Source organism: Niastella sp., assembly GCF_045805085.1.
Taxonomy (GTDB): Bacteria; Bacteroidota; Bacteroidia; order Chitinophagales; family Chitinophagaceae; genus Niastella.
In genome coordinates, this window is record NZ_JBJMLX010000427.1 from 1 (window position 1) to 13,063 (window position 13,063).

The window sequence follows — 13,063 nt, forward strand, 5'->3', positions numbered from 1 at the left end:
ATTGGATGTGCTATTTACAGGAGCAGGCACGGGAAGGTTTGGCGAAAGAAGAGTTGGGTTTGAAGTGAGTGGAAAGATCAGGCGAAAAGATTTTGGCTTGAATTTTCATTTACTGAACGAGGCGGGGGATCTCGTGGTAGGCGAAGATGTGAAGTTTACCGGAGACATTGAGCTGTTTCGGCAATAATTTTTTATACTACTGATTAACTCCCGGGATGGTAATTGCGCATCAAACTATAACCATTTAGACATTAAAAGTGCAAAAAATAAAAACTAAATGTACGTATCCGTATTACATAAAAGGGCTTTCCAGTGTATTGTTAATAGCCCATAATTTTATGCGGCATATAAATTTCTATAAACATTATAGTGGCTTATAAAAGAAATGATTTTTCCAGCGCCTCTTCCAATCTCCTGGTATTTCAATTTTCCGTCCTCGGAGACTTTTTACCTAGTTAATTTTATCATTATGGAATGATAAGGCGTGTGAAATTTTGTAGTAAATTAGGGCTGGATTTATTCCAGCCTTTGTATTTTCAAATAAACTTTCTATAATATAAATCATTTTATACAAGATATAGTGTAGTAGGCATTTTTACTTGTATTCAACTCTAAAAAGGGGAAATCTTTCTACACATACCCGCTTCCCCGTTTATTATTACTTAACTTATTGCAATGGCCTTCTTAAGTAGTAACAGTAGAGAAAGCCAATAAAAGCGGCCATCTCAAAATAAAGAAATGGCCGCTTTGTTTTTATTTTAACTGCCCAAGAATTTCCTCCACTTCCATTTTCCCCCAATGTGGGTCAAGCCCCTGGGATGGTTCGCCAGCCAACTTTTGTTTTGCGTTTGTCAGTAACTGCTTTGCCAGCGCCTTATCGCCACCCCACATTTTAGGCGTTGCAAATTTTTGCCAGCCAAGCAGGTAAAGCATGCGCGGATTATCCGGATCAGCTTGTTTGGCCAATTGTAAGTAATTAAACGCCGCAGGTCCATACTGACGCCCATAAGTTTGTGGATTGATAAATACCCGCGCCTGGTTCAGCATCATATGTATACAATAGAGCTCAGACAATTCTTTTTTCTGTTTTGCCGTATCGATGAGCGTCCCGGCTTTTTTTATTTCGTCGGCTGCCTTGCTGGCAAATGGTTCAATATTATCAGGGTCGTCGTTTTGTTTCAGCCAACCGATCTTTGCGTTGCAAAAAGCTGCATAGTAGTAAGGAAGCCATTTATCTTTTTGTGCATCTGCCATACGTGAAAAAATTCCTGCCAGTAACTGATAATCTTTAACGGTTTTTGCATTATCAAGCTTTGCAAGGGCAGTTTGCATTTGTTGTGTATAAACATCCTGTGCATGAACAGTGAGGCATAGCAGCATTATTGCCGTGATCAATAAAAATATTCTTTTCATTTTTTTATTTTTTGGTTAATAATATCGTTATCATAATTTTTCATTAATAAAATCATCGCGGCGGTCAATCCCAAACGACATAAACAAACCGACGTAATAGCTGCGTGGCGCCGGTTGCGTGATGGCCATTTTGTAAAGACGATTGTAACTATAGTTGTATCCAAACACCTGTTTTGTCCCAAACACATTATTGACGCCGAAGCCAATACCCGAGAAATCCCTGTTCCTCCATTTTTTGAATAGATTAAACAGATAAGCAAAACTTACATTCATTTGATTGTACATGGCCGCAGTTCCCTGATCCAGCACCGCAAGCTTGCCGGCTGCATCGTATTGTATATTGTAGTATGGACGGCCCGTTGCCAGCGTATAAGAAAGATTCGCACTGAGATTAATGTCCTGAAAAAACCTTTTTATAGCAAGAGATGCAGTATGCGGCGTTGCAAAATTTGGCTGCAAGGCATATGGATAATTAAGAAATTTCCTTTTTGTATCGAGCCAGGTATAAGTGATCCAGTAATCAAAATTTTTGAATGTTCTTTTGTCTCTAAAGAATAATTCAATTCCTTTTGCAAAACCGCTCCCATCGTTTGCAGTTACTGGTGTTGTGGTCACCAGGTCTTTATATTTTTTGTAGTATGCTTCAACCCTTATAAGACGGTTGTTTGCTTTTTTCTGGTAATTGATGATATAATGTGTAGCCTGAGCGGATTCGAGTGCACGGTTTTGAATAAGATAGATCAACTCCGGTTTTTGATAAAAAACTCCATAAGCCAGGTTCACCTGTCCCCCATCATTAAACCGGTACGCAAAACTTAGGCGTAGGGCCCAATTCATTTTTTTCAACAGCGACGAATATTCTGCCCGGGCCCCGATTTTTGCAGCAATATTTTTTGCTACGTATACATCAGCTTCTGCAAACAGGGCTGTCAGATCATCTTTTAATGTTGTAAACGTATCATTGGAATGGTAATCGTCCCTGTTGTAAAAATGTTCGGCGCCAAAGCGCAAAGCCTGATTATGAGTAAGCATTTTTGTAAATACCATTCTGGCCTGGGCAAAATTAGAAATGGAATTAAGTGTGTTATTCTGATTATTGAACGGAAAATATGGAATAAACAACTGGCTGTTATTGCCATCTTCCAGTTTATTGGTTATGATCTGTTTGTTGTAATTGTATGCAAGCCCGGCATCGATCTTCCAGCCGGGTGATAATGATTCGCGATAAGATAGATTTGCATACAGATTCCGCCCCCTTGTTTCAAATGACGACACAAGATCACTACTGTCGATATTCGCATTGCGCATGCCGGTGTGATTGTAACCATAATTGGTATAAAATTTCAGCATGCCTGTTTTGCTGGTTTTGATGCGAAAGTTAGCGTCTGTTTCAATATATTCAGGCGAATGAAAGAAATCCGGTTGTTGCTTTACTACTTCATTGTACAATGCATAGCTTCCGTAATTCGTATTGATGCCGTAACTGCTTTTTTTATTTCGTGCCAGGTCCTGAAAACCTGCGCCTACAGACATGGGGAAAATGTGCAGACTGGCAGAAGATTTGTCGGGCAGATCAATTGTTTCCAGGATCAAAGCGCTGCTCAATGCCTGGCCATACAAAGCAGAGTAACCTCCTGTGTTGAATAAAATGCCTTTGAACAAAAATGGGTTCAGCCGGGCCGGTTGCATAATTCCGGGCACACTTCCATAGTTGGGGCTTTTCAGCAAGGTGCCATCTACAAATTGTTTTGCTTCTTCGCTTGTTCCGCCGCGAACAAACAAACCTTCTTTATCACCGATCTGCTGAGTGCCGGGTAATGCGCGCAATGAGTTGGCAATATCGCCGCCATTGCCAGCAACGGTCATCGCATCCATGGGTGTCAAGGAAGCGCCTTTTGCTTTGTCACTGGCTTCAAAACTCCCTGCCGAAACAACAACCGGTTCCAATGCTTTTTCTTCCGGCTGCAACACAAAATTTATTTCAACCACGGTATCGTTGACATCAATTTGTTTTTCAGCTTCTTTAAACCCTATAAAAGATGCCACGATTGCCTGTACACCTTTTCCCTTTACAGTAAATACAAAATGACCAGTTGAATCGGTAGTTGCTGCAGTTGCCGTGCCTTTGACATAAACACTTGCATCGGCCAAAGGATGCTTGCGGTTATTCGCCACTGCACCTTTTACAGTTGCCTGCGCCAAACAATAATTTGCTAAGCAGATACAAACAACAAGCGCGTAGTACTTTAAGGCTGCCATAACTTTTGTTTTGCAACACAAAGCTCAGCAGCCTACGCCGCGAAAATTCCTGAGAGTAGATAACCGGGGTAAATGAGTAGACGAGCATGAAGAAAATGAAAACCTGCCCATTTTATCTTATCCTGGTAGCAGGCAGGGAATATTTGTCCCCAACCTCATAGTACATCTTTTTATATTTACTGTTTCTTTTTATTCCTGTACTGGTAACAAAGCCACTAAAAAGTGTTTTCACCCAAAAATTGAACACAAACTTTTCCCGGTCCCTGATAAAAAACATCCGGGCCTGACTTTGATTGTTTGATTTGATCAAGCCGTTAGCCAACAGGGTTTTCAATGAGAGCAATAAGGTTTTTTTAAGGGAGTCTTCTTTATCCAATAGTCTGACCCGCAGGTTATGATAATAAAAATCCATTTGTCCGAATGCCGCGTATTTATTCCCCGCCAGCTTCGCATCCAGCGTATCTGACTGCCCCCGTGTAATGGCAAAGGCAGAAAGGGGCCTGGTCACTTCCGTCAAATGCGACAATTGCATGGGCGATACACTGTAATGCATATCAAACCCCGACAAAGAATCGTGGTACGACTCTGCATATCTGAAGGTGCGGATCTCATAATCCAAAACCCGCCCCGACATAGTCAGTATAAGGCTATCCCGTTCATTTGGTCGGCTAACGATATTTTTGAGCATAGCATTCAGATTTCCTAAGGGCACAACACCTTTTCTTTTAGTGACTGCCGATACTTCATGAACATCAACAGCAGCTCCTACTATTTGAACAGAATCGATCTGAACCGGGATCTCTATTCCTGCAATCAACCTGGTAGGCATTAATTTCTCTATGCCATGTTGAAAAGCAATATTCTTATTGCGAAAAGTTGAAAGGTGGGGGTTTTGCAAATAAATATACCGGACAGCAAGAGCGGTATCGTTTAGCAATGCCAGAACGTTTACCTGCCTGAAGCCAATGCTATCGCAATGAAACGTGAGATAATCTTTTTGCCATACAGATGTTTTAAGAAAAGTTTCCAATGTTTTTCGTGGTTTAACGACAACATCCCTGAAAACAAGTGTTCCCTCTTTTCCATTCCCGGTGATCTTTGAAACTGTTGAAATGGTGGTGCTGTCATAATACAAGAGCCGGCCATCAGTTATAACTATGCTGTTAATACTATTTTTAAGATGCGTATTATCGCCAGCAAAATTTACTGTCAGGGGATAGCCAGCTACCCTACCCGATCCATTCCTGATCTCTATAAGGCCATTCTTGACCCGTTTGGTCAACGCTAAAGAATCTACTTTCAAGGTAACCTTATCAAATACAATGGCCTCCTTATTGATCTTCTCTATTCCGGCCGAAAGGATATGGGCATTTAAACGGCCGGAAATGTTCACCGGGTTATCCGGACGCTGATAGTTGAAATAGCCATCGATGATGTTCAGTGTTCCTATATGAAATGGTTTAAAACCTATTCCTCCGTTTGCTGAATCCCGCCTTACACCTGCGTGCGATGCGCTGATCATTATTTCCGGCCGGTAAAGCGATAACCAGGGTATATCCAACTGTTCGGGATGGGAGTTTATTAACTGTAATTGAAACTTTATCTCAGGGATCTTTACCCGGTTTGTTACATCGCTGTATTCGATGTTTTGTAAAGCTGATTCACCTTGAGTAGATAAATTCAATCTTTGAATAGCGATTTGCTTATGCTCATCCCTGAAAAAGATACTGTCAGCCCGGGCATCCAGACTTTTCCATGAAAAATTCTTACCGGCAGTTTGCAATCCCTTCAGAGAAATATGGGTTGCCGTTGCATTTATTTCTGCGTTATTTACTGTTTTCAGCCCAATAACTGAACGCTCTATATTCAGCTTATTGATAGTTACCGGAAGTAACCCTCCTTTATTTTCTAAAGACTGACCTGGCAGGATACGCGCCGAAAAGGCAAGCACAGGAATATTCAAGGTATCTATATGTATACTTTTATTCCTTACAAAATTCTCCCACGAGAAGCGCTCCCAGTATAGATCGGCAGCATTAAACTGAATATCAGGCGAAATAACAGATAACGATCTCAACTTTCCTAACTCCCTGCTTCCATCAAAGAAATAGTTTTCCAGTTCCATCCTGAGATCATCCTTTTTTAAATGGAGGGCGCCTATGCTTACCTCATGAATGGATTGTTTGGTAGCCTGGAGGGAAGCACTATGCAGCAAGTCGACCAGGTTTATTTCAGCATCTATATTTTTCATTGACAATTCAGGTGTTGGGGAACCTTCTGAATAGTAATCCAGGCCGCCATCTCTAATAGTTAACCAGTGAACATCGATCAGCTGCGCCAGGTGTTTTAATGTGTTGTAAAATTTGTCGACAGGAATACCCATTTCATTCGTTTTCTTCTTCACTACCCCTGATGCAAAGAAGAATTTCGGTCTGTCGATCACGGCCACCAGAGCTTTTAATCTTTTTTCCAACAGATCATTTAAACTGATATCAACAAGTGTAAAGGCTGGAAGATCAATACCCGATAAATAACCTTTGGCTTTGGGGGATGGTTTCAGAAATGCATTCCTGCAAACCAGGTTGTTGCTATCTAATTTAAACTCATTTACGGTTAACAGGTAAAGACTGTCACGGGTGGCAAATGTGATCTCGTTTAAATTAAGATCGATGCTGCCCGCCCGGATAATTGGAGCGGGGTTATGCTTTATACTTAACCTGTAGATCTTTAAGTTTGTTTTTTTGCCGGTATAGGAACGCTTACCATCTGAAGAAGTCAAATGGATCTGGCCATTTTCAATATTTATAAACTTAATGTTGATATTGCCAGGCAACTGATGTATTGACTCATTTAAATCGTTTACCGTATCACTGGCTTTTGTATTGGCTGGCATGGCAACAGTTAGTACAGGTGACTTACAATAAAGTGTATCGATATTAAGTTCGTTTCTTTCAATAACTGAAACAAGCTCATCAGTCCTGAACAATAATTTATCCGCAAATAAAGAAGTTTGTTGCCCCCTGCTGTCAGGCGCCATTGTAATAGAACAGGAATCTACCTGAAAAGCCTGATCTTTTCCCGAAAAAAACAAGTTAGCAAACCTGATAATTTGCCCGGAAGGAAATATCCAGTGTTGCCTGGCAATATTGAGGGTTAAATTATCAGAATAACGAAGATGGGAATGTTCGTTTTTCTTTTCCCCGAAATTTTCAATACGGAAATTGATATTACTTATCAAAACAGGCGCCTGATTTGTTTCCTTATAAATGCCAATGCTGCCATTATTGACCTCGAGCACACGCAGCTTGAATATTTCGCTGATATCTTCCAATGACCTGTAAATTTCCTGAAGAGGAGTTAACCCATTTTTACCTGTCGCAGGCTGCTGAAAAAGGGTAACAACCGGCGTTATAATTTGTAAGCTGTCAACGAATAATTTACGGTGAAAAAAAAGCTGGCTCCATGAGCCAAGGGAAAAGTAAAGATGACTTATAGTAATCTTGTAATCCTGTTTATCCGGATAAGTACTGACAGGTTTGAGATCAACTGCTTTCAGTTTTACACTGCCCTTGAAATAATCTACTGATATTTTCGAAAAGTCAAGTTCATAAACGCCATTGGTTTCACTGCGAACAATTTCTTTTATTACCGATCTGATCCGGTATTTCATAATAAAGGTTAGAGAAAAAAAGATCACTATCGCAATGACAAGCGATATAACACCAACCTTTTTTAGTATTTTTCTTATTTTCTTATTTATAGAAATTAAGTGTTAATGTATCCTATTCAAATCTATTGCAGCTATTTCCTTTTCAATAGTAATTTATGCTTTTTATTGACTCAGTGCTTAAGAATATCACTAAGCTCGTTGAAGGTTGGCAGTCACAATCAATATGAAAGTTTTTGGCCTTGCCAACCAGTTGTGCGCAGAAATTGTTCCCAACTGAGCGTATTCGGGTTTATTTGCCGGCTCCACAACAAGTCGCGGTCTTTTCTGAAATAGCCATATTCAACTGCGTACGTTACCATCCCCAGGATCTCACGTACTAAGATCTCATTTGAACTAAATTCCGGAAAATGATAAAGCAATTCCTTTCGCGTGAATGCAGAACTGTATTCAGCCTTCTTACCGGTAACCTGGATGAAAGTATCAACCATCTCCCGGGGTGAGATCATATCGCCAATTACCGGCATGGACTTACCTGCATACTGATCTGGATTTGAAAAAATTTCCAAAACAGCAGGGCCTGTTGCAGTAAGCGGATCAACAAATGGCGCCCTGAAGTCTTTGGGTAAATAAATTGGGAATACAAGCGTATCGCCTTTCATTGCAGGCGGATAGAATTCCATCAGATTGGTATAAAAGAAAGCCATGTAAATAAACGAGCTTGTGACTGGCAGCGTACGAATGTATTCTTCGATTTTAGCCTTATCTGTAAAATGGGGGGCAAACATTTTTCCTCCGGTAATTTTATCTACATTTTCCAGGCTGCTGAAGATCACATGGCGTACTCCAGCCTCAACGGCAGCATCTGCCAGCTGTTTACCCAACTCTACTTCGTGCGTTGCGGGTGGGACAATGCCGGGTGTCAGTATGAAAACACCATCCGAGCCACGGAAAGCTTCCACAAAAGCTTTTTTATTTCCCGGATCAAGAGATAAACGCACCAATTCGACACCTTGTTCAGACAACCCAAGCGCCTCCGGCGAATCAATGCGACGAGTGAGCCCTCGTACCCGATAACGCCCGCTCTGTAACAAAGTATGTGCAACACTGCGCCCTTGCTTACCTAAAACACCAACGATAGTAATAAGTGGTTTATTTTTTTGTGTCATTGTTTCAATTCTTTTAAACTAAATACCTTATTTTCTGTTTTTATAGTTGCAAAGCTATTTACGGTTATATAGATTTACAATAACTATCCATTTGGATAGCTTTAACAAATAAATGTTATGGGAATAGAATGTCAAAGTGACTTTATAAAAGTCAATAATAAATTATATCCCTGCACCGTGAGCGCAGCTATGGACCTGGTGGGCGGAAAGTGGAAAGCGGTTATTCTATACCATTTAAAGGATGCCCATAAACGGTATACCGAACTTAGAAAGGAACTACCTGGTGTTACTGAAAGGACATTGAGTTTGCAATTAAAACAATTAGAGGAAGATGAGTTGATTACAAGGCAGGTCTATGGCAAAAAACCACCCCTTAAAGTTGTTTATAGTTTAACTGACTTTGGCAGGTCTTTCACCCCTGTACTTGATGCCATTCTTGGGTGGGGTAACCAGATAGCCATACAAAAAGGCGAATTTGTAAATTCCTTATAACTATAGCTTTTTTTATTCTTCATGGGCCGGAAAATATTTTTTTGAAAAATATTTTCCGGCCCATGATTTTTACACAGCATACAGTTAACGAATTATCATAATCCAATTAATACTAGGGTACAGTTGGCCCAAATGGGCCATTTTTGCGCAGACATAATCCGTTACCTCGTACGAAAACCCGTCACCCGATGAAAACCGTTTTTCAAAAAAGTCCTGTCAAAGGTTTCCTGTTTACTATAATATTGCCTATAGCGATATTATGGGTAAATATCCCGAAGGTGCAACCCATCGGCCAGGAACAAAGCATTGTCCAGGATGCAGGCGGTCAAAAAATTGTCAGCAGGATTATAACACTACAAACTGTTTTGGAGGAAGAGGTATTGAATATAAGCCCTGTGCACGCCACCAGTTATTCCTCTATCACATGGTCATCAACCAGTAATATAAAACTGGACATTACCCTGTTTGATGTAGGGGGCCATGCTGTGCTGAGCAGGCAATATCCCTTAAAAAAGGGAGTAAATGAATTGTTGCTTACCAATCTTGAAACCTTGCCGGCCGGCGTATACTTTGTGAAAGCTTTTGATGGCGCACATCACGGGAATGGGAAATTGGTTATTAATCATATATTGTAGGGCTCCATAGGATTCATTCTTTTTTCCAACTATTACTAGTCTCAATTCTATAAATAATTAACAACTTGCACATGAAAAGGAAGGGGTAGACCACGAATGGTTGAATTTCACAAACCATATCCTATGGTTGGCAATTTTAAGATCCAATATCCGGCTCTCATGTGCCAACTTAAAACTATAGACCCGCTAATTGTAGCGGGTCTAATTTTTTTTTTTGTGGAACCGGCCCACCTCCCGGAAACACAGGCATGAAACATGCATATATATTACCAAATATATACCTATGGCTATAGTTGGACCTATCATTTTAGTTGATGATGATCGGGAAGACAAAGAACTCCTAAGGGAAGTACTTGTTGAATTAGGCATAGAAAACAAGTTGATTCACTTCGAAAACTGCATTATAGCATTTGATTATTTAAAAAGTACGGCAGACATCCCATTTATCATTATCAGTGACATTAATCTGCCCAAAAAAAATGGAATTGACTTCAAAAGGCAAATAGACGAAGACCCGATCCTTCGATCAAAAAGCATACCCTTTGTATTTTTTTCTACATCAACAGATAAAAAATCAGTAGATGTCGCTTACAAAGAAATGACCGTGCAGGGCTTTTTTCAGAAACCTACCAGCTACCATGACCTTAAAAGAGTTATAAAACTCATTTTCGACTATTGGCAGGAATGCAAACATCCTAACGCGTAAAGGTCTACTTCCATGGGCAGGGAATAATGCCTGTGTCCCTTTTTTTACCTCTCAATATAAATGAAATTTCCCAGGTATTGGGTTTTCGGGCAGCCTGACTAAGTTTTGAAGTCGTAATATCATAGCTAACTCCAAATTGAAGGTTATTATAAGCCAACCCAAAGTATGGGATTACTGCATTGTTAGACCAATACCATAGCCCTCCTGTCACTAATGTTTGGGCCTCGTCTCCTACATTATACCCCATGGCGGCACCCAGTGAGAAGTATTTAGCCTGTGCCTGAAATTGATATATCCCATTTGTATTAAACACCCACTGTTCATTAATGAATGCTTCAAAGTTTGCATGAACAACTTTTCTAGGCGGGAGGTACTGATTATCATCGTTTAAAAACGTTTGTTTCGGACTGTTAAAATGAAATACTGCCACTCCCACATCAAAATTTGTTTTTTCGGTCGTGGCGCTATAGGTAATACCCGCATTGGTTGAAACATACGGTTTCATTCCGGACAGTGTTGATTCACCGGTAGGAAGGTTCCTGTTAAAACCAAATCCCGTAAATTGTTTCTCAAAGTCTACCCTATCGAAATCAACATGCTTGTTACAATAAGTGCCGCTGACTCCAAAACCCAATCTTTCGGTATAGTAATCAGTTTCTGACAATTTAATACTGTAAGAAAGATCCAGAGATCCATAACCTCCTTTTACAACACCATTCATACTATGATCAAACATCAGCATACACCCCACGCCCATATAGTTTCCTTCTGAAATATTAGGAATTTTATTTTGTATGGCTTTATAGTCAAAAGAAATTGTACCGGTAATATAAGGACTGGCCGGTCCAATCCATTGATCTCTCAAATTTGAAACAAGACGCCAATCGGCATTGATATTCGCGGTTAATGCAGGATTAATATTTAAAGGTGAAGAAAAGAATTGTGAAAAGCTGGGATCCTGCGCAAGTACCGGTCTTGCTACTGCCCACAAAAAGACAAGTAAGATATAACGCATTCCTGTTTTCATATCTAATGTTTTAACGTAATAAAACTGAATTACCAGAACGCTTATAAGACTTTCCATCTTCTCCGATTGCTTCTACTGTCCAGGTGTACGTATCAGAAACCTGAGGAACTCCATTGAATATTCCATCCCATCCATTTCTCAATACACTAGTCTCAAACACTAATTGTCCCCAACGGTTAAATACACGGAAGTATTTAAGTTCTTTTATATTTACTGGTATTGGGAATAATTTATCATTGTGACCGTCACCATTTGGAGACCATGCTTTAGGCACATAAATATCAGATTCAACAATCGCCCCGGGACTCAACAATCTTACCAACAAAGTATCGGTCGCCGTACAGCCCGCATCAGATGTAATATTTATTGTATACTCTGTTTGCCTATCATAGTTAAACATTGGATTATATTCAGTGTAACTATCCAGGCCAACCTTTGGATTCCAGTTATATGAGTAACTGGCTCCCATATTTCTAATTGCTAATTGCTGTTGTACATTCGCCGATGCAGTAACTGCCGGATACCGGATCCCTTGTAATGACTGGTCAATTGTCAATGCTAATTGGGCAATCGAATCACAACCAGACGAACTGATTAATTTAACATTATAATTTCCTGCAGCCGTATAAGTATTACCATTCCATTTATAAGGAAGCTGATTAGAGCAGAGAGCGACAGCCGTTGTGCTTGTAGGCACCGGATTAACGGCAACATTCAGAATGGCAATGGAATCACAACCTGCTGCGCTGATCAGGTTAGCGGTATAAGTACCAGCTGCAGTAACGCTTTGGCCGTTCCAGGTGTATGGAAGTTGATTATTGCAAATGGTTGTGCTCGTCGTACTGGTGAGCGTTGAATTAACTTTTAGTATTAATGTAGCGATCGAGTCACAACCGGCTGCACTGGTCAGATTAGCGGTATAGGTTCCGGCAACAGTGAGGCTTTGGCCGTTCCAGGTGTATGGCAACTGGTTATTACAAATGGTAGTGTTAGTTGTACTGGTTACTGCGGCGTTGACAGTTAAAATCAATGTAGCAACAGAGTCACAACCGGCTACACTGATGAGTTTAGCTGTATAGGTACCGGCGGCAGTAAGGCTTTGACCATTCCAGGTATAGAGTAATTGGTTATTACAAATAGTTGTATTGGTGATGCTGGTGAGCGTCGCATTAACAGTGAGCACCAATGTCGCAACAGAGTCACAACCTGCTGTACTGATTAGATTAGCAGTATAAGTACCGGCTGCAGTAAGGCTTTGACCATTCCAGGTGTATGGCAGCTGATTATTACAAACGGTAGTGCTGGTCGTGCTGGCAAGTGTTGTAGACACTGTTAAAACGAGCGTAGCAATCGAGTCACAACCTGCTACACTGATCAAATTAGCCGTATAAGTTCCGGCTGCAGTAAGGCTTTGACCATTCCAGGTGTATGGAAGTTGATTGTTACAAATAGTCGTGTTGGTCGTGCTGGTGAGCGTCGAACTAACTGTCAATATTAAAGTAGCAATCGAATCACAACCTGCTGCACTAATTAGATTAGCAGTATAGGTTCCGGCAGCAGTAAGGATTTGTCCTTTCCAGGTTTATTGCATCTGGTTGTTACAAATAGTCGTATTGGTCTTGCTGGTGAGCGTCGAACTAACTGTCAATATTAAAGTAGCAATCGAATCACAACCTGCTGCACTAATTAGATTAG

General features: G+C 40.5%; 9 protein-coding genes and 1 pseudogene. 4 read left to right on the forward strand and 6 right to left on the reverse strand.

Going from position 1 to position 13,063, the window contains the following annotated elements:
- Positions 1 to 187: pseudogene (locus ACJ751_RS22415) on the forward strand (hypothetical protein); the annotation flags it as partial.
- Positions 188 to 753: 566 nt separating this feature from the next.
- On the opposite strand, the gene ACJ751_RS22420 reads toward ACJ751_RS22415, so the two are convergent.
- From ACJ751_RS22420 to ACJ751_RS22435, 4 genes are all read right to left on the reverse strand, one after another.
- Positions 754 to 1,413, reverse strand: coding sequence for a hypothetical protein (locus ACJ751_RS22420; RefSeq protein ID WP_407747763.1), 660 nt, complete (start codon positions 1,411 to 1,413; stop codon positions 754 to 756).
- 30 nt (positions 1,414 to 1,443) lie between these two features.
- Positions 1,444 to 3,672, reverse strand: coding sequence for a TonB-dependent receptor (locus tag ACJ751_RS22425; protein WP_407747764.1), 2,229 nt, complete (start codon positions 3,670 to 3,672; stop codon positions 1,444 to 1,446).
- Positions 3,673 to 3,784: 112 nt separating this feature from the next.
- A complete protein-coding gene (locus ACJ751_RS22430) occupies positions 3,785 to 7,342 on the reverse strand; it encodes a hypothetical protein (RefSeq protein ID WP_407747765.1) in 3,558 nt (1,185 codons plus the stop codon).
- Between the two features lie 218 nt (positions 7,343 to 7,560).
- The gene (locus tag ACJ751_RS22435; protein WP_407747766.1) at positions 7,561 to 8,508 is read right to left on the reverse strand and encodes an NmrA/HSCARG family protein; all 948 of its coding nucleotides are present in this window, start codon (positions 8,506 to 8,508) and stop codon (positions 7,561 to 7,563) included.
- A 117-nt stretch (positions 8,509 to 8,625) separates the two neighbouring features.
- Here ACJ751_RS22435 and ACJ751_RS22440 point away from each other — a divergent pair, with 117 nt between their 5' ends.
- The 3 genes from ACJ751_RS22440 to ACJ751_RS22450 all read left to right on the forward strand — a co-directional run bounded on the left by ACJ751_RS22440 (position 8,626) and on the right by ACJ751_RS22450 (position 10,341).
- Positions 8,626 to 9,000, forward strand: coding sequence for a winged helix-turn-helix transcriptional regulator (locus ACJ751_RS22440; RefSeq protein ID WP_407747767.1), 375 nt, complete (start codon positions 8,626 to 8,628; stop codon positions 8,998 to 9,000).
- A gap of 188 nt (positions 9,001 to 9,188) precedes the next feature.
- On the forward strand, positions 9,189 to 9,635 hold the full coding sequence (locus ACJ751_RS22445) for a T9SS type A sorting domain-containing protein (protein ID WP_407747768.1): 447 nt from the start codon (positions 9,189 to 9,191) through the stop codon (positions 9,633 to 9,635).
- 283 nt (positions 9,636 to 9,918) lie between these two features.
- Positions 9,919 to 10,341, forward strand: coding sequence for a response regulator (locus tag ACJ751_RS22450; protein WP_407747769.1), 423 nt, complete (start codon positions 9,919 to 9,921; stop codon positions 10,339 to 10,341).
- Between the two features lie 4 nt (positions 10,342 to 10,345).
- Here the strand turns inward: ACJ751_RS22450 and ACJ751_RS22455 are convergent, their stop codons facing one another.
- On the reverse strand, positions 10,346 to 11,368 hold the full coding sequence (locus tag ACJ751_RS22455; protein ID WP_407747770.1) for a PorP/SprF family type IX secretion system membrane protein: 1,023 nt from the start codon (positions 11,366 to 11,368) through the stop codon (positions 10,346 to 10,348).
- Positions 11,369 to 11,378: 10 nt separating this feature from the next.
- Complete coding sequence (locus ACJ751_RS22460) at positions 11,379 to 12,860, reverse strand: T9SS type B sorting domain-containing protein (protein ID WP_407747771.1); 1,482 nt, start codon at positions 12,858 to 12,860, stop codon at positions 11,379 to 11,381.
- Between the last annotated feature and the right edge of the window lie 203 nt (positions 12,861 to 13,063).